Origin of the sequence: Bartonella callosciuri, assembly GCF_014203215.1 — a bacterium.
In the GTDB taxonomy this organism is placed as follows: domain Bacteria; phylum Pseudomonadota; class Alphaproteobacteria; order Rhizobiales; family Rhizobiaceae; genus Bartonella; species Bartonella callosciuri.
On sequence record NZ_JACHIM010000003.1, the window covers coordinates 42,646 to 68,934 of the forward strand.

At 36.9% G+C, this 26,289-nt stretch carries 15 protein-coding genes, 1 tRNA gene and 7 pseudogenes; 8 read left to right on the forward strand and 15 right to left on the reverse strand.

The window, feature by feature from the left end; all coding sequences use genetic code 11:
• Nucleotides 1-374: 374 nt before the first annotated feature.
• A complete protein-coding gene (locus HNQ69_RS03660; protein ID WP_183228736.1) occupies nucleotides 375-809 on the forward strand; it encodes an EVE domain-containing protein in 435 nt (144 codons plus the stop codon).
• Nucleotides 810-820: 11 nt separating this feature from the next.
• Here the strand turns inward: HNQ69_RS03660 and HNQ69_RS07825 are convergent, their stop codons facing one another.
• Nucleotides 821-988, reverse strand: coding sequence for a hypothetical protein (locus tag HNQ69_RS07825; protein WP_246348479.1), 168 nt, complete (start codon nucleotides 986-988; stop codon nucleotides 821-823).
• 432 nt (nucleotides 989-1,420) lie between these two features.
• On the opposite strand from HNQ69_RS07825, the gene HNQ69_RS03670 reads away from it, so the two are divergent.
• Nucleotides 1,421-2,104, forward strand: coding sequence for a response regulator transcription factor (locus HNQ69_RS03670; protein ID WP_183228737.1), 684 nt, complete (start codon nucleotides 1,421-1,423; stop codon nucleotides 2,102-2,104).
• A 556-nt stretch (nucleotides 2,105-2,660) separates the two neighbouring features.
• Here the strand turns inward: HNQ69_RS03670 and HNQ69_RS03675 are convergent.
• The 5 genes and pseudogenes from HNQ69_RS03675 to argH form a co-directional block, all read right to left on the reverse strand.
• The gene (locus tag HNQ69_RS03675) at nucleotides 2,661-3,443 is read right to left on the reverse strand and encodes a methyltransferase domain-containing protein (protein WP_183228738.1); all 783 of its coding nucleotides are present in this window, start codon (nucleotides 3,441-3,443) and stop codon (nucleotides 2,661-2,663) included.
• 230 nt (nucleotides 3,444-3,673) lie between these two features.
• Entirely contained in the window at nucleotides 3,674-6,109 is a 2,436-nt protein-coding gene (locus HNQ69_RS03680; protein WP_183228739.1) for a TIGR02302 family protein, read from the reverse strand.
• Between the two features lie 420 nt (nucleotides 6,110-6,529).
• On the reverse strand, nucleotides 6,530-7,810 hold the full coding sequence (gene lysA / locus HNQ69_RS03685) for a diaminopimelate decarboxylase (protein WP_183228740.1): 1,281 nt from the start codon (nucleotides 7,808-7,810) through the stop codon (nucleotides 6,530-6,532).
• Nucleotides 7,811-7,819: 9 nt separating this feature from the next.
• Nucleotides 7,820-7,999, reverse strand: coding sequence for an LPS translocon maturation chaperone LptM (gene lptM, locus HNQ69_RS03690; protein WP_183228741.1), 180 nt, complete (start codon nucleotides 7,997-7,999; stop codon nucleotides 7,820-7,822).
• A gap of 59 nt (nucleotides 8,000-8,058) precedes the next feature.
• Nucleotides 8,059-9,476 (reverse strand): annotated as a pseudogene (argH, locus tag HNQ69_RS08135) (argininosuccinate lyase).
• A gap of 20 nt (nucleotides 9,477-9,496) precedes the next feature.
• On the opposite strand from argH, the gene HNQ69_RS03700 reads away from it, so the two are divergent.
• Complete coding sequence (locus tag HNQ69_RS03700) at nucleotides 9,497-10,171, forward strand: TlpA family protein disulfide reductase (protein WP_183228742.1); 675 nt, start codon at nucleotides 9,497-9,499, stop codon at nucleotides 10,169-10,171.
• 13 nt (nucleotides 10,172-10,184) lie between these two features.
• Here the strand turns inward: HNQ69_RS03700 and HNQ69_RS03705 are convergent.
• The 7 genes and pseudogenes from HNQ69_RS03705 to HNQ69_RS08140 form a co-directional block, all read right to left on the reverse strand.
• A pseudogene (locus HNQ69_RS03705) lies at nucleotides 10,185-10,639 on the reverse strand (DUF188 domain-containing protein).
• A gap of 10 nt (nucleotides 10,640-10,649) precedes the next feature.
• The gene (locus HNQ69_RS03710; RefSeq protein WP_183228743.1) at nucleotides 10,650-11,504 is read right to left on the reverse strand and encodes a YihY/virulence factor BrkB family protein; all 855 of its coding nucleotides are present in this window, start codon (nucleotides 11,502-11,504) and stop codon (nucleotides 10,650-10,652) included.
• Nucleotides 11,505-12,145: 641 nt separating this feature from the next.
• A complete protein-coding gene (locus HNQ69_RS03715; protein WP_183228744.1) occupies nucleotides 12,146-13,078 on the reverse strand; it encodes a prephenate/arogenate dehydrogenase family protein in 933 nt (310 codons plus the stop codon).
• Nucleotides 13,079-13,928: 850 nt separating this feature from the next.
• Nucleotides 13,929-14,969, reverse strand: coding sequence for a DNA polymerase III subunit delta (gene holA / locus HNQ69_RS03720; protein WP_183228745.1), 1,041 nt, complete (start codon nucleotides 14,967-14,969; stop codon nucleotides 13,929-13,931).
• A 4-nt stretch (nucleotides 14,970-14,973) separates the two neighbouring features.
• Nucleotides 14,974-15,773, reverse strand: a pseudogene (locus HNQ69_RS03725) (ABC transporter ATP-binding protein).
• 13 nt (nucleotides 15,774-15,786) lie between these two features.
• Nucleotides 15,787-16,664, reverse strand: a pseudogene (locus tag HNQ69_RS03730) (ABC transporter permease).
• Between the two features lie 62 nt (nucleotides 16,665-16,726).
• Nucleotides 16,727-17,640 (reverse strand): annotated as a pseudogene (locus HNQ69_RS08140) (ABC transporter substrate-binding protein).
• Between the two features lie 258 nt (nucleotides 17,641-17,898).
• Here HNQ69_RS08140 and HNQ69_RS03740 point away from each other — a divergent pair.
• Both HNQ69_RS03740 and HNQ69_RS08230 read left to right on the forward strand, forming a co-directional pair.
• Nucleotides 17,899-17,973, forward strand: a tRNA-Gly gene (locus HNQ69_RS03740).
• 972 nt (nucleotides 17,974-18,945) lie between these two features.
• Nucleotides 18,946-19,553, forward strand: a pseudogene (locus HNQ69_RS08230) (fumarylacetoacetate hydrolase family protein).
• A gap of 860 nt (nucleotides 19,554-20,413) precedes the next feature.
• Here HNQ69_RS08230 and thiD read toward each other — a convergent pair.
• Complete coding sequence (thiD, locus tag HNQ69_RS03750) at nucleotides 20,414-21,277, reverse strand: bifunctional hydroxymethylpyrimidine kinase/phosphomethylpyrimidine kinase (RefSeq protein WP_183228746.1); 864 nt, start codon at nucleotides 21,275-21,277, stop codon at nucleotides 20,414-20,416.
• Between the two features lie 132 nt (nucleotides 21,278-21,409).
• On the opposite strand from thiD, the gene HNQ69_RS03755 reads away from it, so the two are divergent.
• The 3 genes and pseudogenes from HNQ69_RS03755 to HNQ69_RS03765 all read left to right on the forward strand — a co-directional run bounded on the left by HNQ69_RS03755 (nucleotide 21,410) and on the right by HNQ69_RS03765 (nucleotide 25,051).
• The gene (locus HNQ69_RS03755) at nucleotides 21,410-22,216 is read left to right on the forward strand and encodes a lysophospholipid acyltransferase family protein (RefSeq protein ID WP_183228747.1); all 807 of its coding nucleotides are present in this window, start codon (nucleotides 21,410-21,412) and stop codon (nucleotides 22,214-22,216) included.
• A gap of 664 nt (nucleotides 22,217-22,880) precedes the next feature.
• Nucleotides 22,881-23,970, forward strand: a pseudogene (locus HNQ69_RS03760) (D-alanyl-D-alanine carboxypeptidase family protein).
• 19 nt (nucleotides 23,971-23,989) lie between these two features.
• Nucleotides 23,990-25,051 (forward strand): CobW family GTP-binding protein, encoded by a 1,062-nt coding sequence (locus HNQ69_RS03765; RefSeq protein WP_183228748.1) that lies wholly within the window; start codon nucleotides 23,990-23,992, stop codon nucleotides 25,049-25,051.
• Between the two features lie 468 nt (nucleotides 25,052-25,519).
• Here the strand turns inward: HNQ69_RS03765 and HNQ69_RS03770 are convergent, their stop codons facing one another.
• On the reverse strand, nucleotides 25,520-26,263 hold the full coding sequence (locus HNQ69_RS03770) for a L,D-transpeptidase family protein (RefSeq protein WP_183228749.1): 744 nt from the start codon (nucleotides 26,261-26,263) through the stop codon (nucleotides 25,520-25,522).
• Nucleotides 26,264-26,289: the final 26 nt, after the last annotated feature.

A 26,289-nucleotide genomic window follows, 5' to 3' on the forward strand; every position in this document is an offset into this window, starting at 1 on the left:
CTCTCTAAAGCACAATATGAATCACCTTCATTGAACATCTTATCTGTGGCTATTGTTATTGCAGTCTTTGAGCTTCCTAGAAAGAATTTTCCTGATCCATTTTTTTCAACTCAACACAATCATAGACTGATCTTTCTAGACTAAAGTCAAAAAAAGACACCAAAGACAAAATACTTTCACGCAATCCACGCAATCATTAGAAGGAATCGCATATTATTCTAACACAATTTGATTCTTGCTAAAAAGAAGGAACAAATCAGTAAAGTGCACTCTTTAGCCCATTTTAAATTAAAAATCATACTTAATGGTGCTATACAGATGCATAGAAAATGCGTATCTTGTGAAAGACAGATAATCTATGAAAAGGAGGTTTCATGGCTTATTGGCTTTTTAAATCTGAACCCCATAAATGGTCATGGGACATGCAGAAGCAAAAAGGCGCTGAAGGTGAACAATGGGATGGTGTACGCAATTATCAAGCACGTAACAACATGCGCGCCATGAAATATGGCGATAAAGGCTTTTTTTATCATTCTAATAAAGGATTAGAAATCGTGGGCATTGTAGAAATATGTGCTGAAGCACATCCTGATTCTACGACCTCTGATCCACGTTGGGAATGTGTCGATATTCGTGCACTTTATGATATGCCAACCCCTGTTTCATTAAAACAAATTAAAGCGAACCCAAAACTGAAAGATATGGTGCTCGTCAACGCCAGTCGCTTATCAGTACAACCCGTAACAAAAGATGAATGGAACGAAGTCTGTTTTATGGGTAACCTTAAGAGAGAAGTGCTTTCAAGCTAAAACAATGTTCTTTATTCGTCGACTAATATACAGCAAGAGCTATTCCATATTACAGCGGGCAAATGCAATATATCCCCTTGTGGTTGCATATAATTTTCTCGTGCTAAATGCATAAAAACAGCACTCCCCCTTGCTATTTTCCGTTCTGTCATAATCGAATCAAGAGCCCAAAATTGCATAGAGGACACCTTCACGATATATCTTTTTAGCTCTCTACCATAAAGAAAACAGATAAAACGATTATAATTGGCATCACAACGCGCATTGCACAAACCATCTTGCATTCAAATACGGCAAAATAAAAATCAAACGTCAGAAAGAATGATTAAGAATTGCCACAAAATACACTTAAATAGCACATATATGTTAAAGGTGTTGCATCATTTCCTTCGCACTTAAAAGCACAAATACAACCCGCCCTAGAGAACAAGAAAATGATATTGACCAATGTACAAAATACCCCACACATCGGTACCCGTTTGCCGTTAAATAATCACAGAAATAACACAAGCCGGTTTTTTTTAAGGCTTTCTGTTTTAATTTTTCTTTCATGAAATTACTCTTCAACAATCGGTAGATCACCGTATTTTATGAATCTTATGAGCAAAAAAATGAACCGCTATACCCTTTTAATCGTTGAAGAAGACAATGATCTACGTCCCATTTTGGTAGAACAATTGCAAATGCATAAGGAGTTTGAAATATTCCAAGCAAAAACAGCTGAAGCAGGAATAACCATAATCCAAGAGAAAAATGTTGATCTAGCCATTTGGGGGATTGAACTGTCTGATCTTGATGGCTTACAAGCCGTTAAAAAGTTACGTTCTCAAGGATTTAGCGCTCCTATTATCATGATCACAAATCATGATACTGACTGCGATACCCTTTTAGATCTTGAAGCACACGCCAATGATTATGTAACAAAACCCTTTCCCTTTGCAGTACTTTTAGCGCGAATTCACGCCCAATTACGTCAATATGAACAAAATGATGATGCGATTTTTTATATTGGTCCCTATACTTTTAAACCCGGACAAAAACTCCTCATTGATCAACATAACAACAAAATACACCTTACAGAAAAAGAAACAGCGATTCTTAAATACCTCTATTACACCAATGCCAAAACTGTGAAGCGTGAAACGCTGCTAGAAGAAATTTGGGGTTACAATGAAAACATTGTTACTCATACCTTAGAGACCCATATTTATCGTTTGCGACAAAAAATCGAAAAAGATCCTTCCAATGCACAGATTCTCATTACCGATCAAAAAGGCTATCGCTTAAACCTTTAAAGTTTTTCCAACATTAACATCTTTACAAACGATTTTGATATCTTCAATTTTTCTGAAACATAATGAGGCCGAAAAAAGATAAAGTACATTTTTATAAAGATAATTCATCATTTTCTCACTTAAATAAAAGCCTAGAATAGAACAAGTTCTCTCATTCTAAACCCCTCTTATGATGAATTAATCAAAATCGTTTCTTGCACATTATAAATGGGATCTGCATTTGGATAAAATCATTTGAACCCAGACTCAATATACCTCTCATGAACCATCTCAATGCAAAAGTTATCGCAAGATTGGAAGCTGACAAATAAAATTATGGTGTCGGCTTGTTTCAAAATCCCATCTCATAATGCTCTCTATCCACAATGGTTAACGCAAAATTCATTGGATATCATCATTTTACTTCTGCAAAATACACCGGCGTTATCATTTTATTTGTCAGCTTCCAATCTTGCGATAACTTTTGCATTGAGATGGTTCATAATAAGCTAGCTTTAAAATGAAAGAATTTATGATATTCGGAACTCTCGTTCAACATGCAGCATGATAAATTATTTTATAAATCAATATTTTGTACAAGGTGAGAAGATCTCTTATAGGCTTGAGGCGATAATGCAGGAATAAAAACACGCCGTGACTGACGGCGCTGTACAAGCAAACCTTGATAAACACGTTTCTGCGCTTGACACATTAAAAGTCCACCAAAATAAGGCAAAAGATGACGTGCAAACGGCTCATAAAAAAATGAGAATAACTGCGAAATATAACCTGAAGAAGGCGTATAATATATAATTTCTTGTATTGGCCCAGAAATAAAATTTGTTTTTTCAAATAAACGAACGATCTGTTGTCGACTATAAGGCTCGCCGTAACCAAAAGGTGTGCAAGCATTGCGCGCCCAAAAACCAGAGCGATTAGGAACAATAACAATCAAACTGCCATTGGGCGCTAAAACACGCCATATTTCATTAAGCGTTTCGCATGAATTTTCTGTATATTCCAGTGCATGTACCAATAAAATACAATCAATCGAAGCATCGGGAAGTGGCAAATCTTCTTCAAAAACGAGCACTGCAGCAACCTTATCAGCACAAGGCCAAGGGGAAGCACCTTGAGAAGCGGGCATAAAAGCAAAACATTGTTGTGCACGTGCACGCAACATAGAAAGGTAAGGAAGCGCATACCCAAACCCCATCACCCGTTTATCAGTAAGATCCGGCCACCATAAATTTAATTGGTCACACAACGTCCCCTGCACGCGCAGCCCAAGTGTAGAAGCGTAAAAATCTCTCAGTGTGACTATATCCAACTCAACATACCGTGTAGAAAAAAACTTCAAACATCATAGGCTTTCATATACCCAACTTATATGGACTTCTGCCTTTTTTCCGCAATGGCAAAAACTTTAATATTTCATATTTTAAACTTAAATAACAAAAAGCGTACAGAACATTTTTTATAATCACTTTAAACAAACACTTAATAACGCTTTTTATTCTTGAACCCTGTGTATTATAAAGGCATCCCAATGTGCTTTTTTTGACATTGGTTAAAAGAAAGATGGAATAATTAATTAAAATGAAGCAGCCTTTCAAGATAGTTTTTTTCTACTTCTAGAATATGCTCCTTACCAAGACGTTTGCGGATTTCTTCCAAAATCTGCCGCGTACGCATTTGATCGCTTTCTTGCGGTATAACTACATCTTCCTGTCCTTCTTGATCTATTTTTGAAGAAAGTGGACGTCCTAATGGATCTTTAGGACCAGAAGCAGCATCTTGATTGTCTCCTGCTTCTTTAATAGTTTCACGTATTTTTTCTAAAACATTTTGCGCGCCTTCTCGCAAAGATTCTAAAGCATCCGCCTGATTCTGCATAGATATTTGATTGTTTCCGTGATCAAGAGCATCTCCAGCAGAATTCATTTTTTCTTCTGCTTTTTTGAATGCATCACTCGGTCCAAACCCTTGCTCTGATAATTCTTTTTCTAATTTAGATAATTCAGACTGCAACTCAGCCTGACGTTTTTTTAGAGATTTTCTTTGTTTTTCAGGTGCAGTTTTTCCACGTTGTTGTTCCATTTCTAATTGATGTGTTTCATTGAGAATTTCTTGCTGACGACGCATAAAATCCCCAAGCTGATCCATTTTTTCTTTCATGTGTGCAGATTGGCTCTGACGTTTCTCCCCACCTTGATCGCTTTTTTGAACGTGCAAATGATCAAGAGTCTTTTCAACTTCAGCCAACAATTGTTCAGCTGCTAAAGAAGAGCCCATCTTGGCCATTTCTTCAATTAAATTCAGCTTTTTTTCTAATGAATCCTCTGAAAGATTGGGACGGCTAAAATTATTATTGTTAAGATTGCTCTTATCTTGTGCTTTTTCAGCTAAAGCGTGAATATACGCATCCATAGCTTGGCGTAAATCTGCCATAAGCCGTTCAATTTCTGTAGATGGAGCACCATAACGAAGTGCATCACGTAAGGCAGCTTGCAGTTGTTTTAAATCTTTTTGAACGGATTCAAGCTGATTGCCTTCAATACCCAAAGCAATCTGCCATAAATAATCGACCACACCGCGCAAATCATCTTCTGTTTCTACCATAGAAAGTCTTGTCCATGCACTCTGTAGAATAAGAAAATATGTAAAATTTTGCAGCCCTTCTTCTGGACGCACAAGCAAAGCAGCAAGCATATCAAGTACACGCTCTTGCATAGAAACATCCAAAGCCAATAAACGACGCAATTCACTCACTGCACGTGCAACAGGATTCGAAAAAACACGCTGTGGTAATGTCATAACAAAGGTTTTGCTCCGACCTTTCTGCCCTGCACCATCTTCTGCCACCAAAGTAATTTTGACTGCCGAACCAGCCCATGGATGCGCTGAAACATCTTGTACTGTCCGCATTTTACCCTTTCCACCACGTGGTAAAAGAAGCTCGATTTCAGGTGCCTTATAGAGAGAAAAAGTGTTTTTTTGTGAATTAAAAAAAGGTTCAATTTCAACAAAAGTCTTTGTCACACCATAATCATCATCCAGCTCATATTGAAGTTCTAATGAACCAGTTAAAATCCGCCCTGGCTTTTCCAGCCAACGAATTGTTGGAGGCCGATCTTTAATCACTTGCAAATGCCATTGCTGCTGCTTATGACGTGATGAAATAAACAAAGTTATTGAATGTTTTAAGTGTGTTTCAAAATAAATGATGGGATCATTTAAAGCTGTTTTTTCACTTTTTTTTGAAAATAAAACTTCATGCGCATCCTCTTCAGAGATTGCTTTTACTGTAATGCCAACAGCATTGACAACACGTACAACCACGTTACTCCCTTCAGGAATTGTCAACTGTTTTTTTTCATCTTTTGTTAAATAAAGAGGCGCAAAACCAGTATAAGCAGGAGGTGTCACCCAAGCATCAATCCTCATTGAGGTTTCATCAACGATAGGACGAAAATCAAATGCATCTGCCAAACGTCCCCCTAAAGAGCCAAAAGAAAAACTAAAAGCACACACACAAAGAAGAACAAATACAGTTCTCAGAGCCAGAGGATCAAAAGCCGCACTATTAGGATAGATAAATCCGGTTTTTAAATTGTATAATTGTTTTGCCATGCGACATTGATGTTCACGCCAAACAATTGCACGAAAATCTTCATCATTTTCGAGACATAAATGATCTGTTTGAACGCTTAAAGGCTGGTTTTTAAGGTCGTTTTCTCGTTCAAGACGCTGATTAACTTCCCTCATTGTGGGAAATCGAAAACGAATAAGAAAAAACAAACTCCCCACAACAAAAAAAAGCATAAGCCCAAGTAGGATCAAATGTAGCCAATAACCTAGAATGCTAAAAATACCAAACCAACTAAGCGAACAAAAAAGACTAAGAACGAGAAAAAGTGGCAACAACCTTACCCATATGCGCTCAAATGATAGAATAAACCACATTACAATGCGCACACACAAAAGCTTTATGATCACAAAACTTTCGATGTTTTCATTTTTCATAGACAAGCATCTGTCCCCTTTTCAGTGATGAATTAAAATCTTGTACACCCCTTCTCGGCCTAAAGAACGAAGATTTTCACCCCCCACAAATCGTAATCAGATTAGTTTCTCGCGAGACAAATTTTACCCCCTGACCACTTATGTGATTCACTTCATAGCCTTACCAAGCAAATCCTGCTCTGAATATTTTGTTCAACTTTACACTTGGTTGATACAAAAGAAAACTGAAATTAGAGAGAAACGACACTGTATTTTTAATATGCATGAATGTACCTTATATCACCGTATTGAAAGGAAATGTTTTTATGACATTAAGGATCAAACCCTATAAAACAATTTCCATAAAATCTATTATTTCACCTAAAATCCATTATTTCACCAAAGTTTAGTAAAAATAAGACCAAAAATACTTAACAATGCTTAATCTAATCTAGGCTCGATCCAATCTGGAATGTAATCACATCCTATCAATTGCGCATAATCAAGACGTGGCCGAATAACCGCATAACGTTTATCCTGCACAAGAACTTCCGGCACCAAAAGCCTGCTATTATAGGTACTGGCCATCACTGCACCATAAGCACCTGCCCCCGTAATCGCTAAAAGATCACCGGATGCCAAAATTGGCACACAGCGATCTAATGCCAAATAATCACCGGTTTCACAAACTGAACCAACAATATCTGCCCGAATGAGTGCTGCATTTGCTGGTGCTTGTTTCACAAGTACCACATTCTGCCAAGCATCATACAGTGTTGGGCGCATAAGGTCATTCATCGCCGCATCAACAATAACAAAATTCCGCCCTTCCCCCCTTTTTAAATAGAGAACAGATGTCACCAACACACCAGCTTCACCAACAATGCTACGTCCCGGCTCCACGATAATATTGATGCCTAGAGGTGCAATATGCTTTTTTACAAGTGCTGCATAATCAAAAAAAGAGGGGACAACATGTTGTTCATTACCATATGGTATACCAAGCCCTCCCCCAATATCTATATGCTTTATTGCATAACCATCGCTCCATAACTGACGCACAAAATCTGTAATAATAAGGAAAGCATCCTCAAACGGTTTTAAATCACAGATTTGACTGCCAATATGGATATCGACACCACAGATAGACAATCCAGGCAAAGAAGCCGCTTTTTTATAAGCTTCTCTTGCAAACAACAGTGGGATACCGAACTTATTTTCAGACTTTCCTGTTGTAATTTTCTTATGAGTCTTCGCATCAACGTCTGGATTAATGCGCAGTGAAACACTTGCTGTTTTTGAAAGCGCAACAGCGCGTTGCGATAATTGTTCAAGTTCTGGTTCTGATTCAACATTAAAACAATAAATACCCTGAGAAAGCGCAAAATCTATCTCTCTTGCTGTTTTACCAACCCCAGAATAAACAATATGATTCGCAGGAATACCAACAGCAAGCGCACGCCGCAACTCACCTTCTGAAACCACATCAGCTCCCGCTCCATTTGCTGCTAAAAGCTGTAAAACTGCTTGATTGGAATTTGCTTTGACCGCGTAAGCAATCAGACTAGGCATCCCTTGAAATGCCTTTTGATAGTCCTTAAAACGTGTGACCAATGCGTTAGCCGAATAACAATAAAAAGGTGTTCCCACTGCCTGCGCAAGAGCAGAAAGCGAAAGACCTTCAGCATAGAGCGTACCTTGATGATAAGGGAAAAAATGCATACCCTTCTCCTATTTTATCAAACGATCAAGAATAAAAGGTTTATCTTCTTCACTTTTGGCAACAGACGCTCCTTGCACAGACTTTTTCACACTTGGAGAAGGCATCTCCAATGGTCCTTTACGCCCACATCCAACAATAATAATGCTCCCCAAAAGGATAATTGTTAAATTTTTTAAGATGATTTTCATACGCCTTTTTTCTCCGATGGATTTTTCTTTTTATTTCATTGGATTTACGATCCAACCATTCAGGCTGTAATAAGGCATTTTTTCCAATAAGCAATTTTATAAAGTACTTTTGACGGTACCGTCCCACCAAAACTTGTACGGCTTTTAACGGATTTTTTAACCGTTAAAGCATCAAAAAGTGCTGCATTAATCTCTGGACATATTTTTTGAAGTTCATCCAATGACAAATCATCGAGGCAACATTTTTTCTGATAATGTCACATCACGGTCCCGCAACATGGTGTGCTTCACGAAAAGGAAGCCCCAATTCATGCACCAACCAATCAGCAAAATCTGTTGCGGTTGTATACCCAGCATCAGCTATTTGTTTCATAACGTCTTTATTGACTTGCAAATCATCTACAATTCCTATCATTGCTGTCAGCGATAATTCTAAATTCAAAGCTCCATCAAACACATATTTTTTATCTTCTCGCATATCTTTTGAATAGGCAAGAGATAATTCTTTCATCACCGCTAACGACCCAAGCAGTGTACCATTCAGCTATCCACTTTTGGCACTCACAAGTTCTGACGCGTTAGGATTTCTCTTTTGTGGCATAATGGACGAACCAGTTGAAAAAGCATCCGATAAAAGGATAAAATGAAATTGTGCACTTGACCAAAGGACAATATCTTCTGCTAAACGCGAAAGATGCATTGCACAAAGAGCACTAGTGCTTAAAAATTCCAATGCAAAATCACGATCCAAAACACTATCAATCGAATTGCGTGTTGGTCCCGAAAACCTAGCGCTTTTACTGTCATAAAACGATCAATGGGAAAGCTTGTTCCTGCCAAAGCAGTAGCTCCTAAAGGCGATTCATTCATTCGCTCAATCAGCATCACGCATTCACGATAAATCTCAACCAAACATTTCAACATAAGCCATCAATATAGTGGCCAAATATTACAAGTTGTGCCGATTGTAAAGGGGTAACGCCTAGCATAAAGATATCGACATGTTGTTCTGCTCGAATAAGCAATTGCTCTATCAATCTTTTTAAAGCTTGCGCTATTCTGTGTAATGCCTCACGCACCTATAAACGAAAATCAACGGCAACTTTATCATTGTGTGAACGTGCCGTATGCAAACACCCTGCTACAGGATCAATCAATTCATTCAGCCGCGCTTCAATATTCATATGTAAAGCTGAATATTCTAAAGCTGTTGTGAAAAAATAAATGTACCGTTCTCAATTTCTTGACGAATACACTTTAACCCATGATCAATTTTTTGATAATTTTATTGTGAAATGGTCTTTGTTTACGCTAATATTGCAGTATGAGCAAGGGAACCTTCAATATCTTGCCGATAACGTTTTTGATAAAAATCAATTGAGGTGTTAATTTTTTCTATAATTTCAGTATGTCCTGCTATAAATCTGCCACCCCACATTTGGTTTTTAACTTTTCGTCGATCATATTCTGAAAACATCCATAAAAAGGATAAAAATCATGATTCCTCAAACTCTTACCAGCAAAAAAACACAGTTTTTCATCGCATCCTTTATCATTGCTTTGTGTTTATACGCAATAATAAACCACCATAACAAGAGAGAGTCTTTCTTTTCGCATTTCATTTCAGTAGCAATAGCACAAGAAATAAATACAGAAAAAATGATGGCAATTCGAAAAGCAGCAAAAGGATTTTTCACTCATATACGATTTGCTGATACACCCTCAGATATGAATCAACTCTCTTTCAAGGATATTCAAGGAAAAGACCACAAACTCGTTGAATTTACCGGCAAACCGATGCTGATCAACCTATGGGCTATTTGGTGTCAACCTTGCCGCGCAGAAATGCCTGAACTTGCACAATTAAAACGTGAATTTGGTGGAGAAAATTTCGATGTAATAGCTATTAATACCGATAAAACGGCTTCTCCTGAAAAAATTCAGCAATTTTTACAGGATGTTCATGCTGATAATTTGCTTTACTACCGTGATGAAACAATGGCTATTTTCAACAACGTTCGAAAACAAGGGCTTGCTTTAGGACTGCCTATCACACTTCTGATTGATAAAAATGGTCGTCTCATTGCTTCATTCAACGGTGCAGCTCCATGGGCAAATGACGATGCTAAAGCGCTTATAAAAGCAATCATTAAAGAAGGTCCGATAACCTAATAAACGCTTCTTTTTAACGTTGTACAGCCAAATCCAGTGCTGATAAAAAAGCAGAATGATCTTTGCCACAGAAAGGGCGGGAACCACCTATCATATTGCCCTGTCTTCGTAAATCTTCCAGCACATTGCACATTGCCAAAGCTTGACCAATTGAGTTTTCATTAAAAATACACCCCCCAGCCCGCACAACCCGTGCTGCTAAAGGAATATCACTAGTAATAACGATACTAACCTCATGTACATGCTCAACAATGCCATCAGGCACAATCGAGTCCATCAGAAACAACAATTTTTTGGATAAGTTTTCCATCTGGAAGAGTAAAAAGGCGATTTGTCATAACAAATGTTTTTAACTGATAGCGATTCATAACACTGTAAACTTCAGTTTTTACAGGACAAGCATCCGCAGCAACTAAATAAAGTTATAGCAGGTTTTATTTGTTTATTCGTCTCTTGTCTTTCACCCAAAAAAGCCCTTTCACGTATCTGAACCTTGCAAATGATTGCGATAAAACATTATCGCCGCGTTTATTTCACCTCCAAAAATAAAAATAGCGCTTAATATGTAAAGAAAAATAATGGCGACCATAATAGACGCTAACCCCGCATAGGTAGAAATATAATCAAACATGGTCAAATACTGCGCAAAAGCAATGGAAGCCATAAACCATACGAACATTGTCACCACAATTCCTGGTAAAATATCCATAAATTTCCGTCGTTCTGCTGGGAGCCACTTATGAACAATCAAAAGACTTACAAAGAGAACAACTGCCGCAATTATGTAGCGCCATAGACGAATGATCCCGATATATTCAGTAATGAAAAAAGGATGATTTTGCGTAATTTTTATCAGCAAAGGTGCCAAAATCAACAAAAAGCTGATCATGGCAAAACCAATCGCTCCGAGGATCACAAAAAACAAACTTTGAAACCGACAAAACAACAAACTCCGCCGATCAACAACGCGATAAGCTTTATTTAAAGCTGTACGCAAAGCCTCTATTCCATTAGAAGCAAAATAAGCTGCCCCAATGACCGAAATCGTCAACACCCCTCCCCGCTGAATGGTTAAAACATTGATAATTTCTTTAGACAAAGGCTCTGCAATGACATCTGGCAATAATTGTACAAGCGCTTTGATTTTTTGCGGTGTGTATGTAAAAGCGCCAAGAAAACTCGCAAGGGATGTCCAAAAAATAAAAAAAGGGAAAATTGCTAAAAGCCCAGAAAGCGCTATATGACTGGCAAAAGCACTGCCATTATCACGCCAATAATGGCTCACTGCATCAACAAAAATACGATAGCTATACCAAAAGATATTTTTTAACAAATCTTAATACTTTCTGGTAACACTCTTTCTAAGTCTATCCAAATTTTATAAAATAATTAAAACCTATTTTTCAATATAGAAGGCAATGATCCATAGGGTCAAGTCTAACTCCTTACAAAAATTGAAAAGAACAAATCAATTAGCTTTATACATCAAGAACCAAAGACAGACGAAAATCTGTAGACATTAATTTTCGTTTATCGAAGCAGTTTATGTATCTACATAAATTAACACAAGGCAATACATTACCTTTATTGCAAGCTTACACACCCCAGATAATCTTTTTCACATCTAAGGTATATAACTATCTGAGTATATACCTACAACTAAAGAACAATATAAGCAAAATGCACCAAACGATATTAGTCGAAAACAATCCTTATATGAAAACAAAAAAGCAGTGCATTATACAAAGAGATATAACAATTTACTTCTTAGGTTTCTCCTTTACAAAGAAACAATCTCTTGTGCACACCCTATAACATAGAGAGTCACAGATGATAATCTTTACACACATAAAACCCTTTTAAACCATGATTATCTAAACCCAAACAATTACACCCTTTTTGACAGCAATCCATGACCTAAAAGAATAACAGATTTCTGAAAAAACAGCAAAATTCAACCCTCTCCCCTTGTTTTTACCCACTTTCTTTAGAAACAGTATGACGCCCAAAATCAGGGGCATCAATTTCCTGTCCTGCAGCAATAATATTACGACGTACAGCACGCGTACGCGTAAAAAAGTTAAACAGTGTTTCACCATCTCCCAAACGAATTGCCTGTTCTAAAAAAGTAAGTCCTTCACTAAAACGACTCAACATTTCTAAAATGGCATCCTTATTATGTAAACAAATATCTCGCCACATAACAGGATCAGAAGATGCCAAACGGGTAAAATCACGAAAACCAGAAGCGGAATAAGCAATCACTTCTGAATTTGTTACCTTTTCTAAATCACTGGCTGTCCCGACAATATTATAAGCAATCAAATGCGGCAAATGCGACACAACAGCCAAAACAAGATCATGACGTTTAGGATCCATCTTTTCAACACACGCACCACAAGCTTCCCAAAACGCTGTTAATTGCGCTATAGCCACAGCATCACTTTCAGCAAAAGGCGTTAGAATACACCAGCGATTCATAAACAAGTCAGCAAAACCAGCATCCGGTCCTGAGTACTCTGTTCCAGCAATCGGATGACCTGGAATAAAATGAACTGATTTTGGCAATAAAGGTGCCATTTCTGCGATGACCACCTCTTTTGTAGAGCCGACATCACTCACAATCGCTCCAGGTTTTAAATAATCACGAATGTCTTTTGCGACTTCTGCACTTGCTCCCACAGGAACAGAAACAATAACAAGATCTGCATTTTCAACAGCTTCTGCATTATCGGTTGTATAAAAATCTCCAAGTTCCAATTCACGCGCTCTTTTCAATGTTTCTTGACGACGCGTTGCAATAGAAATATGAACCGCGAGATTTTTCTTTTTAATCACTCTCGCTAAAGAAGAGCCTATAAGACCAATCCCAATAAGTGCTATTTTTTCAAACCGAATATGGAACATCTTTCACCTTTAAAGACTCTTTGAAAACAGTAACAAAACTCCGGTTTATCTGCCTGTTTGTTCAAAAGTTATGTATCAAATATTTTAAAAACCACAACCAACAAAAGAATAAATAACAAAGTCACGCGGGCTATCTAATAATCACCTGCGCAAACCAAAAGCAGATCATTTTTACCTAGAAAATACACCCCCAAAAATAAACGATAAAACGTGTAACATCAGGCTCTAAAATTTATCGATTCATTGCTTACAAGTATGCATCATGGTATAAAATACAAATGCTCTCTCAAATTTTTAAGCAATAATACGAACGACTCTCTAAAAAATATCATTCGTTTTATTCCCAAAAGCTTCTCAGAAGAGTAAGCAAATATCACTTCTTTGCATAAAACTGGGATTACATTGCGCTAAATTCTCTAACTTTATCAATCAATACAAGTTTTTCCCCTGTTGAAAATTCCACCAAACAACGCGTATAAAAAGATACGATAATTCTAAAAGCATTTTCCCCTGTTTTCATACATCAAGCTAATATGAATCATATTCCCTTTACGAACAAAGAAAACTTGAGAACAATAACTTAATATACTTGTTATGAAACAAGTTGATTGATCAAAATAATATTCTCCTTTTATCGAATGTAATAAAAACAACAAGTTCTCTTGTCGCAATTCTCTCACTTTAACTATAAAAACTTATACGAATGATAGATGCAAACTCTATAAAATCCGTCTTTTAGAAACTGCTCTCTTTATTTATTTTCCAAAAAACAAATAAATCTTATGAAAAAAGTTCACTTCAAAAATTTTCAAGGTTTACAAATAAATCTTTATAAATACAGCCTAATATTTTAAGCAGCCATTTGGCGCCGCGCAACAAGTGTAAGTCCGAGCAAAGCTTGGCGAATGATTGCTTCTCCTAAAAGCGGATTTTTACGGCTTTCTAAAACAGCACTTTGAATTCTTTCCATAGCATAGGCAATATGTTTTAATTTCCAATATTTTAAAGCTTGCTCAACTATTTTTTTCCGTTGAAAAAAAATCGGTGGCCGTGCTTGAGAAATTACTATAGAAGGCGATTTTCCTTCGACCTCTACTTGATAACGCAAAAGCTGTAATTGTTGAAAATGTCTTTGTGCCGTACTCAAAATAAAAAAAAGTGTATTATGCAATGATGCATGTCGGCTAAAATGAGTCTCAAAACCTGCGATATCGCCTAATAAAAGAGCATCAACTACTTCATCGAGAGAAACAGCATTCACATTGCTCACAACAGCTTTTACGTCTGCAAGAGTAATAGAGCTATCTGAAGCATAAAAACAAAGCTTCTCCAATTCACTCCGGGAAACAAGACGATCTCCTCCCAAACTTTCATGCAACCACTTGCGTGCTTCCAAAGAAAGGGTCTTCTTAAAATGCGCCAAAACCTCATCAATCAAACTATCAAGAGAACGAGTATCATCGGCAAAACAGGGAAGAGCCATCGCTTTTGATGCCGTTTCAACAACACTGCGCAGCCCTGTTCCTTTTTTCAAATCCCCTGCCTCAATGAGAATAAAACAGGCTTCTGGTGGTTCCTCAATTAAAAGCTTCAAGGCTTTAAGAAAACCTTTCTGGTTAGCACCATGAGAAACCCATATCAAACGATCCCCTCCAAAAAGCGACAAAGTACGCGCTTCATTTTCCAAACGGGCAGGATCTTTATCGATCTCAGCGGCATCCACACGAATCGTTGCAAATGGATCTTCTATCGCTACCTGTGTAAGCTTCGCAAAACGCTGTGCACGTTCACAAACAAGACCACGATCTGGCCCGTAAATGAGAACAATAGGAAAAGCACGAGAAAGACGCGTTAGAAAATGGTCAACTTCATGTGCTTTTTTCTGAGCCAAAATATTAATCCATTAAAAGTTCATCATCATCAAGAACTTCCCCACGAACTTTCTGAAACATGCCAATGAGATCATTTATATTCAAACCCTTACATTCTTCTTGATACACATCCAAAATCGCTTTTCCACCATGTAACATCAATTTTGCGATCTCCGTAATCAAGAACCTGACGCATAGAATGCATTACCATAATAGTTGTTAATTTTTTCTCTTCAACGATTTTTTCAGTTAACCTCAGCACAAAATTAGCCATTCCTGGATCCAATGCTGAGGTATGTTCATCAAGTAATAAAAACATCCGCATGCGCTAAAGTTACCATTACGAGACAAACTGTTTGACGTTGTCTACCTGATAAACTGTCCATAGGATTATGGATATATGCTTCAAGGCCAATCCCTAATTGGGCAATTTCATTTCGAAAAAATTGCCGTTTTTCATGATTTAGAGCTGAACGCAAATCACTGCGTTTTCCCCGAAGAGCAGCAAGAGCCAAATTTTCTTCAATTGTTAAAGAACCGCAACTTCCTATTAACGAATCTTGAAAAACACAAGCAACAACCCTCCCAGCCCGCTTACTTATTGATTACCTGGAAACATTTTGTCCATTGATCAGCACTTTTCCCTCTGTAGGAAGAATCGTGCCTACTAAAACACTAAGCAAAATTGATTTACCAGAACCATTTGACCCAATAATGGTAACAAAACTGCCCCGATCAATTTTGAGGTTAATATCAATTAATGCTTGTTTTTCGAAAGACGTTTGCGGTTTAAACGTGATCCCAATATGAGAAAACTCAATCATATTTACGCCTCCCTCAATAGCGTGGTACAATAAGGACTGAAGCAACTAACAAAGCTGTGATCAACTGAAGGTCTGTCGACGCATCAATACCAATCCCGTTCGCCTCAAAGGCAAACCGCACTGCAACACGATGCAATACTGAACCCACAATACAACTAACAATAATCCAAAAAAATATTACGCGTACGAAAGAGAGTTTTACCAATAATAACCGCTGCTAAACCGAAAACAATCGCACCAACTCCACCGGTAATATCGCTAGCAATCGCAGCTTGAATATAAAGGGAACCACCAAGCGCAACGCATGCATTTGAAAGCCCCATACAAAAATAAGTCAACGCGGACGTATGAACTCTTTGCTCCGTAGCCATACGTGGATTAGCTCCCATTGCTCGCATAGCAAGACCTATTTCACTTTCCAAAAAGCGCCAAATAAAAAACACGACAACCAGCAATACAGCTAGCAACAAAAAGAAGACGTACAAAGATATCAGATAAGCCAAACAGATTATAAAAAGGCGTTAAAGCAGTATAGCAATCGCCAAATTAACATTAGACTCTCCCATAATCCCTATAATACGAAGATTAATTGTATAAAGTGCTGACATTCTCAAAATGGAAGCTAAAAGATTTAAAATACCAAAACACAACTTCAGCAAAGCTGTTAATAAACCAACTGCCATGCCTGCAAAAAAAGCACATGCCATAGCGACCATACATTGAAACCTAAAAGAGAATCAAAACACCACAAACACATGACCCAAGAAGAAATGAACCATCAACAGTTAAATCAGGAAAATCTAAGACGCGAAACAAGAGATAAATCCTTATAGCAACAAATGCATAAATAAGACCCAATTCCATAGCACCAGAAAATGCAAATATACTTATTCAAAATGACCCCATGAAAACTTAACGTCCTTTTATCATCTCAACATAACATCAATGAAAGTCTATTGAATAACCTTTGTTGCGCATTCCATCACTACCTGCGGGATAACAATACCAGCTTTTTAGCTGCTTCCATATCAATTCTAATGTCATTATTAGCGGCCTGTATAACATCAATATCGCCAGGCTTTTCACCCTTTAGAATACGCACAACCAGTTTCCCAGCTTAAACTCCAACATCGTAAAAATTTACCCCCTGTGTCATAAAAAGGCCGCATCCAATAGAACTAGAATCTACAGTAAATACGGCGGATTCATTTCCTGTGTGACTTTTACTGCACCCTCTAAAACAGAAAAAACCGTCTTATCAGCTGGAATAAAAATGACATCCACTTTATCAACTAAAGCCCGTGTTGCCGCCTGAACATCAGAAGGTTTAGGTGCCGATAAGGGAATAACTTCAATTCCAGCTTTATCCACTACCTCTTGCAACATCTTAAGTGTTGAAACTGAATTTGCTTCAGAAGCATTATAAAGATAACCAATTTTTTTAAATCTGGTTTTACTTCCTGCAAAAATTAAAGACTTTCTGCAACATCAATTCGATCAGAAGTCCCTGTAACATTGCCATCGGGTTGGGTAAGCGAAGACACGATCTTTGCTGCAATAGGGTCAGAAATCGCAGCAAAAATAATAGGAATTTTTTCGTTGCTGCAAGCATTGTCTGTGCTGAAGGTATACTAATAACAACAATTACATCAGACTTATCACCAACAAATTTACGTGCAATTTGCGTTGCTGTAGAGATATTGCCCTGTGTTGATAAAAAAGTGAGTTCGAAATTTTCACCTTGCTTCTAACTATTTTCTGCAAGCACATCTATTACTCCTCTGCGAACCGTATCCGCAGCGGGGTATACCATAATTTATGTAAGTGCAATTTTGACATGACAACCTGCTCTTGCAAGACTATTCATGACAAAAATAATTGCAATTGCAATACATACATTCACTATCTTCGACCATTCACTATCTTCGATATTGTATTGCGCCCCTCTTTGCAATAATTAAAGATGGCGTAATCTATTGAAGAACAATTCCAAAATCAATTTTTATTTTTATTTCTGAAGCATTCGCAAAATAAATCAAACTAAAATGTTATTTTTTTGTTGCAATTCGCCGAATCCTAAGCCATACAAGCAGCATCTGAAGCACAATATGTTTCGAATCGGTGAGCGGGTGTAGCTCAGGGGTAGAGCACAACCTTGCCAAGGTTGGGGTCGTGGGTTCGAATCCCATCGCCCGCTCCAGTTTATACTTATTGGTTTTCATATTTATCAGACAACATTTATGTGTTTTTGTAAACCGCAAAACAGAACAGAGCTGTTCGACAAGCTGTATAGTGAAGATTTATCTAGCTTATCATCAGACTCAGCTAAAATTTATCACGAAGTTTTGTCCCTGTAGCTTGTCGGTAGGTTTTGTATAATTTGGGATGAGCTTTTGCACCAATTTATCTTCTCAAAAGGTTTTAAAGGAGTTCTCAAAGGGTCTTCAAAAATATTTCAAAGGTTACTTTGAGAGCATAATCTCTTTTTCACTATCAGATTTTGATTTTTGCAATTTTTCGCTTTTTTTAATCTTCTACTATCAAGACCCAATTCGATAAACAGTCCATTAGTGGTAAAAATAGCCATAAAAACAAAAAATTATCACCTATTCTTCCCTGATCCCATCTTTTCCCACTAAATATAAACTCGTGTTAAACTACCCTATGTGTAAGTAGCTTAAAAGAAAAGTATGGATAGGCCCTGTCGCAATATATATGACAAAACAACCCATGCATAAAAAGAGTTGTTATCTTTATAAGATTTGTTTTAATCTTAAAAGTGACACATCAAAACTGTTTGAAAAAACATATTTTAAAAATATAGCCAAAATTCATTAACATAACAGAGGGGATTTGTGTGTTTGTACACATGGATAAGGTTACTGAAAAATGAAAACGAATTCTCTTACATATCTTCTGAAAAAATCAACATCAGAATTAATCAGATAAACAATTTAGCCAAACGGAAAAGCAGCTGAGACTATTTACTAAGAGATCTTTCCATGAAAAAAGATGATACCTACAAGAAAAATGCTTTGGCAAGTTTATCGTAGCTGTAGCCAGCAAAACGATAGCTTTTTAGAAAACAAACATATTTATACAAGAAAAAATATTGTTTCCACAGTTGTACCTTTGGTGTACAAAAACAAAATAAAAAACTTAGTGGTCTCCTATGATTAATAACATTTACGGTGTTGGACTCAATTATATTGAGCATGCTCATGAACTAGGCAATGTTGTTGAAGATAAACCCGTTATCTTTAGTAAGCCGAATAGTCACTCATTTTAGGAAATGACGTTTATCTCCCTGATTTTTCCAAAGAAATTCATTTCGAAACTGAAAGTGTTCTTAGAGTCTCAAAGGACACTTTATGGTTGATGAGGTGGAAGCTGAAAAATGCTACGATGCTGTAGCGATAGGTCTTGATCTCACAGCAAGGAATTTGCAAACAAAACTGTAAAGAAAAAAACTTCCTTGGCTTTTTTCTAAAGGATTTAAAGGAGCCGCATACATCTCTGATTTTATAACCAAAGAAAAAATAAGCGACCCAATAACCTTTGAAATGAAGTTGAATGGTGAAACGAGGCAATTTAGCAATACAGGAAATATGGTCTTTAGCTTTGGAAAAATAATATCCTTCTTGGGCAGCTACATTCAGCTAGAGAGTGGAGATATAATATAATACAGGCACTCCACAAGGAGTAGGCAAACTTTCTAAGTCTGATAGAATGGAATTATATATAAAAGATAAATTAATTTCAGAAATAAAAGTAAAATGAATCATCAAATACGCATTTTTTCATAGTTTCATTTTTTCGCCATCTTATCTGAACCGGCTATGGACCTTATAATCGATAATGCAATGATATTGAGAAAAAAGAGAACGGTTTTGCTAAAATTACAGATTTGTGTACAACAGCATATGCGTATAAGCATTTTCCATATTGGGTGTATCGGTGATCATTCTCAACGACAAAATGCTGTTTTTTAGTAAAACGAATGGGCAACTGCTCTTTTTTATACAGAGCAGTTAAATCGCTTAAATCTGAAATTAACAGTTTAAATTCAGAAAAATTAATACCAAAGAATAAAAATAATGCTAAAAGGAAAGCAAAGATTTTAACAAGCTACAGAGAACAATTTTACGACATAAATATCCAACCCTAAAATCTCAATATTCTTTATAGCGGCTTTCCTAAAATTCTTATCTTCTGACTGTAGTGTTAAAAAAGGATTTGAACTTGTAACAATATATTGCTTCAACATATTTGCATAATTTACCTTGATAATCATTTTTTCATATCATTTGCGAGCGTCACTTTAAAAAGCAATGCGTAAAAGGCTATATTAATATAGCAATAGGAACAGTTTTATCTTTGTTTACATTTTTCATTTTCTTTGGATAACTTCATCTTTGTTCGTAACGAGTTACACGATTAACAGATAAATCTTCCCATAGTCTTAATCTCTTTATCGTTCATAATAGCGTGAATCACCACTTATTTTTCTCTCAGCTCACGAAATACAAAAACGACTGTCAAACGACAATCAACTAGTCTTTATAAGCTTTTGTATAACTGCAAAATAAAATAGAGCGACGAGACAAGCCACAGAGTGAATTTTTTTTACATCAATTGATTCATACATTCTTCCATAAAACATAAAAGTGATGAAGTGGTCCTCTTCCTTTCCCTACTTGCAACGCGCTTGAGGCAGATAAAGCACCATTCAGATAGTCTTTTGCTTGTTTAACGGCACAGACCAAAGGTTGTGTAGGCAACAAGGCTGCAATTGCAGCTGAAATGGTACAACCAGTACCGTGATTATGAGTGGTTATGATACGAGAAGCTTCAAGCACGAAAAGATTTTCACAATCACAATAAAGATCTGGACTAGAACAATCGTAATTCGCCGTACCCTTGTTAGCAAGAGTACTTAAATGCCCACCTTTTAACAAAACTGCATTACAACCTAATGCCAAAAGCTGTGGAGCATATTGATACATAGCATTTAACGACCATTGCACTTTACGTCCCAACAACAGTTCTGCTTCAGGCAAATTGGGCGTAATTAAAGTTGACATTGGCACAAGAACATCACGCATAATTTCCACCGTATCAGATTTTAAAAGGATATCGCCACTTTTTGCCACCATAACAGGATCAAAAACAATAAAGCGCGCTTTATGATAAGCAAGACGCTCTGCTATAATCTGCGCAATCTGAGCATTTGCCACCATACCAATTTTAACGGCATCAACTTGAATATCCTCAAAAACAGAATCAATTTGATCAGCAACAAAAGAAGCGTCTAATGCCTGAAAAGCACGCACACCTTGTGTATTTTGTACAACAACAGCTGTAATCACACTCATGCCATAGGTTTTCATGGCTGAAAACACTTTTAAATCTGCTTGCATGCCAGCGCCACCAGAAGGATCAGTTCCTGCAATAGATAAAATTCGTGGAATAAAAAGCTTGTCTTGGCCAACTTGCAATTTCATTAGCCTCTTTCCTTATGTTTCTAAATGTCAGAAAATAGATTCTCTAAAAAAGGGTATTTTAAAAAATATAAAAAGAGAGATGTTTTCTCATATTAAAGTAGGCTATATATACAGTTTCCTTGCAAATATAAAATGGAAAATATAGTGCTTATTCTTCGTTCTCTTCTTTTTACGTTCGCTTTTTATACGACAACTTTTGTACAAATGATTCTTTACGCTCCTATTTATTTTTTAATGCCACGTAAAAAAGCGTGGATTGTGCCTAAAACATGGGCGCGTGTCACACTCTTTTTGCAAAAATACATTGCGGGCACAAACTATGAAATTGAAGGATTAGAAAATCTCCCCAAAGGAGCCTATATCATTGCTCCCAAACATCAATCTGCATGGGAAACCTTCAGTCTTGTCCCCTATTTTGATGATCCAGCTCTCATTCTAAAACGTGAATTGACGTGGATTCCGTTTTTTGGCTGGTATATGGCAAAAACACAAATTATTCCTATTAACCGAACAACACCCATTAAAGCTTTAAAAACTATCATACAAAAAGCAAAGGAAAAAGCAAAAGAAGGGCGCCAAATTCTCATCTTTCCCGAAGGGACACGCCGACAGCCAGGTCAAGAACCAGATTATAAATCAGGGATTGTTGCTCTCTACAATGAATTGGGACTTCAAGTTGTTCCCATTGCACACAATGCCGGTTTATATTGGCCACGAAGTAATTTTCGTCGCTATCCCGGAACAATCCGCGTTCGCATTCTTCCCCCCATACAAGCTGGTTTAAGTAAACGTGATTTCCTAAATCAACTGGTTCAAAAAACAGAAGAAGCCTGCGATGAATTGCTTTTATTAGCAGCCCAAGATCCTAGCCCTCCCCCAATGCCTGCCTCCGCAGTTAAAAAACTTCAAAAACTAAATCATTATAAATCAACACATTGATTTATAATGATTTATTGCTTTTCATATTGAGTCGAGAATATCAAATATTAAGGAATATTTTCTCGTTTTGCCCCTTTATGATGAATCATCAAAAAAATCGTTCGCCTGCACGTGACAAAAGAGAGCAGCATATCAACAAAAAACATTTGAATAGAAGCCAAGATACCTCTTATTAAAAGTTTAAAAATAATTAAGGATGGTCGCAACATTGGGAGCTTGTGAATAATGCGACGCTAATCTGCACCTTCATAAAAACAATAATTATGATGTGCAATACGCTTCATGTTATACTATTCACGGCTTTTTGCTAAGAGATGGAGTGGAGAGCAAAATAAGATATCTCTTTAAAGCAAACACCTGGATAAGCAGCACAATGGTATATTATTCTTCATGAAATGCAGTTCCATGAGCAGTATAATAACGAAAAGATGAGATATTGTGCACTATCCATTGTTGAATAATGATCTTACTCGAGAGAACTTTTGCAAAACACAAAGGTAAATTTAAGGGGTAAAAATAAAGAGTGATACTGTTTTATCCAAGAAGAAAAACTAACACAGTATTAACCATCGACCGTCTATATCATGATCATAGATAAAAACTTTGTGTACTTACACTAAGGCAGTTCTAAATCACGAATAAGAAAGTATTGAATTTAAAATTAATGCAACGACTCTTCATTCACCTATTTTTGTTTTTTATTTTTAGTTTGACAAGCACGCTTTCTCTGGCACAACCTTTTATATCTGTTGATGTTACGACGGGACGTATCTTAGAGCATCATAAAGCTTTTGAGCGTTGGTATCCTGCTTCTTTAACAAAGTTAATGACCGCTTATGTCATTTTTCGTGCCATGAGCCGAGGGGAAATCTCACCCAATAAACACATCACCATCAGCGAATATGCAGCAAAAGCTCCCGCATATCGTTCAGGCTACAAAGCTGGTTCCGTTCTCACACTTGATACAGCCCTCAAAATCACCATGGTTAAATCCACCAATGATTTGGCCATTGCCATGAGTGAAGCAGTTGCTGGATCACAAAAGGCTTTTGTACAACAAATGAATGCTGAAGCGCAACGTTTAGGAATGTTTGGAACGCATTTTGCCAACGCAAGTGGATTACCAAACACACAAAATTACTCCACAGCGCGCGATATTGCTCTTCTAGCAGTTCAAATTCGTCGTGAATTTCCTCAATATGCTCATTATTTTTCTATCCCCGCCATTGATTTTGGTAACAAACAAAAAATCCAGTTTAATTCAAACAACCTCATTGGTCGTTTTAATGGAATAGATGGTATGAAAACAGGCTTTATTTGTGCTTCTGGCTTTAATCTTGTTGCCTCGGCCACCCGCAATAAACGCACAATCATTGCTGTCATTTTAGGAGCTAATAATGTAAGTGAAAGAGAAGAAAAAGCTGCCCAACTACTAGAAACAGGTTTTTTTCATAAAGGTACGTCTCAATTAATAACATTAGCAACCCTTAAACCCTATGGCACAAAAATGGCGCAAGCAACGAACATGAGACAACAAACATGCACACCTGAAGCCTTTAAAATGCAGGCAAATTCTTTTGACGATCAAGGAAATATTATTCTCATTTCACCTTTTATCACTACCACACCTCCTGCTATTCTTCCTTTACCAGTACGACTTATTAGCACACCACAGACAGGTAAAATTAAAAAAACCGCTAAAAAAACCACATTCCGTACAAAAACAAGTAAAGCGCCCTCTAAAAGGGTCGTAAACCAAGATTGATGATAAGCATGAAAACAAAGCGCATTCCTCTTACACTTATTACTGGCTTTTTAGGCTCTGGCAAAACAACTTTGCTTAACCGTATGCTACGTGATCCTTTTTTGGCTAAGTGTGCTGTTATAATCAATGAATTCGGTGAAGTAAGCATTGACCATCTTCTTGTTGAAAAAACAACGGAAGGAATTATCGAACTTGCAAATGGTTGCATATGCTGCAATTTGCGTAGTGATCTTATTGATACATTAATAGATTTAAGTCAACGCATGCAAATGGGAGAACTCAAACAACTCAATCACATTATCATCGAAACAACAGGGATGGCTGATCCAGCCCCTATTTTACAAACTCTTCTAAGCCACCCACTCTTAATTCAAACATTGCCTATCGAGACTGTTCTTGCAACATGTGATACATTAAACACACTTTCCATACTCGAACGCTATCCTGAAATACACAAACAATTGGCACTTGCTGACAAAATAATCCTCACAAAAACAGACCTTATTGATCCCAAAACGCTTTCAAATACGCTTCTCAATACACTCAAAACAATTAACCCTACAGCGCAAATCATCGATGTCCATTCTGATAAGTGGACTTCAAGTGCATTAATAAGTAAAATATTATGGGATGAAAAAGAAAAAAATACACAACTTCAACAACTGTGCTCCCTTTCCCACAACGATCATGCCCATCACGGGACCATTCGCGCCTTTTCATTAGACTGTGAAGAGCCTATGGATTACGCGACTATTGAAGCTTTTTTAGACCTTTTAAAAAATCTTTATGGCGCGAAATTATTACGTATTAAAGCAATTATTGCCTTGTGTGATGACCCACAGCGCCCACTTGTATTACACAGTGTACAGACATTTTTCCATCCACCAATAAGACTTCCAGGATGGCCAAAAGGAACAATAAAAACGCGTTTTACTATTATTGCTGATGGTGTTGAAAAAGAAGAAATACAAAAACTCTTCGATGCCTTTTTAAACAAACCAGCAATAGATACTGCAGACAAAACCGCCATCTTGGATAATCCCCTGATTATTCCAGGAATAAAATTCTAATTTTTTCTCTAATCTTCAAAGCAGAAAAGTCATTGATGAACAATACTTCCGCCTTTTGAATACGCTCTATGATTCTTCATCACAAGCGCTCATACACCATTTTCATTTCCTCTTCGTCCTAAAGCCCTAAAAGATTATGATTTTACCCACCCATCAATCTGTAATAAGATTTATTTTTCTTGAATATTTTGTACCTACTAACTCACTTATGTGATTCATTTCATAGGTTTTCTACAGACAAATCGCCCTGAAAATATTCCATTCAACTACACAGTTTTTCACTTGGTTGATGCAAAAAAAAACAAACCTCAGATAGAGATGACATGGTATTTTATATGGGTAAATACACCTTATAGCCATTATACTGAAAGACAATATTTTAAATTTTAAACTTTAAAGCATTATCAATAAAGACACAAAACATTCTGAAAAAAATAAAGAGAAGTTCATTTTATGATAAAATAATACTTATGGTGCTAGAGCAACTGAAGTTTTATCAGTAACACGATTGAAAACGTAACGTTTTTCATAAACGTCAACTGTTGGGGGCGTACGATTTTTCTCAAAGAAATCATAACCTTCCTTAAGCATAACCCAGAATTTATAATGAGGGTGAGAGCTATAGCGTGCCATAGTCGCATCAGTCATGCGAAAAGGAAAAGCTTGCAATTGAAATTCTTTTTGTCCACCTCTAAATGCATCCCGTGCAAAAGCATAAATCTGTGCCATATTTTTATCACTCATGGAATAACAACCAGCGGAAAAACAAGAACCGTGTACCATAAGATTGCTTCCTGTGCGACCATGCGCTTGATCATAAAGGTTTGGAAATCCTATATTAAAAGAAAGATAATATTTCGAATAAGGATTCATTTGGTTTGCGCTAATAGTATAAAAACCTTCCGGCGTCTGAAGATCGCCTTCTTTATATTTAGGTCCAAGCTGACCAGACCATTTGCAAATTCCATAGCGCGCCACTAACACAAAAGGCCCTGAACGAGACTGTTTCCAAATTTCAGCAACATTTTCTTCCTTAAAAAATCGCATCATAATCGGCGCATATGGATTTATATTATGCAAAACCATTCTATTTTGGATTTCTTGAGGTAGTGGCTGCTCAACTTTAGCACGGATAGAAGCTGGCAATCTTCCTTCACATGCCGTCAATATTCCAACAGCAAAAAAAACCGCGAGGAACTTGTTGAATATCATCGAATAAAACTCCAATCTATCCCCTC

Excerpts from the sequence above, each read along its gene's own strand:
- HNQ69_RS03660 (WP_183228736.1), top strand. The coding sequence starts at position 375 with ATGGCTTATTGGCTTTTTAAATCTGAACCCCATAAATGGTCATGGGAC.
- HNQ69_RS07825 (WP_246348479.1), bottom strand. The coding sequence starts at position 988 with ATGCAATTTTGGGCTCTTGATTCGATTATGACAGAACGGAAAATAGCA.
- HNQ69_RS03670 (WP_183228737.1), top strand. The coding sequence starts at position 1,421 with ATGAACCGCTATACCCTTTTAATCGTTGAAGAAGACAATGATCTACGT.
- HNQ69_RS03680 (WP_183228739.1), bottom strand. The coding sequence starts at position 6,109 with ATGAAAAATGAAAACATCGAAAGTTTTGTGATCATAAAGCTTTTGTGT.
- lysA (WP_183228740.1), bottom strand. The coding sequence starts at position 7,810 with ATGCATTTTTTCCCTTATCATCAAGGTACGCTCTATGCTGAAGGTCTT.
- lptM (WP_183228741.1), bottom strand. The coding sequence starts at position 7,999 with ATGAAAATCATCTTAAAAAATTTAACAATTATCCTTTTGGGGAGCATT.
- HNQ69_RS03700 (WP_183228742.1), top strand. The coding sequence starts at position 9,497 with ATGATTCCTCAAACTCTTACCAGCAAAAAAACACAGTTTTTCATCGCA.
- HNQ69_RS03715 (WP_183228744.1), bottom strand. The coding sequence starts at position 13,078 with ATGTTCCATATTCGGTTTGAAAAAATAGCACTTATTGGGATTGGTCTT.
- thiD (WP_183228746.1), bottom strand. The coding sequence starts at position 21,277 with ATGAAATTGCAAGTTGGCCAAGACAAGCTTTTTATTCCACGAATTTTA.
- HNQ69_RS03755 (WP_183228747.1), top strand. The coding sequence starts at position 21,410 with ATGGAAAATATAGTGCTTATTCTTCGTTCTCTTCTTTTTACGTTCGCT.
- HNQ69_RS03765 (WP_183228748.1), top strand. The coding sequence starts at position 23,990 with ATGAAAACAAAGCGCATTCCTCTTACACTTATTACTGGCTTTTTAGGC.
- HNQ69_RS03770 (WP_183228749.1), bottom strand. The coding sequence starts at position 26,263 with ATGATATTCAACAAGTTCCTCGCGGTTTTTTTTGCTGTTGGAATATTG.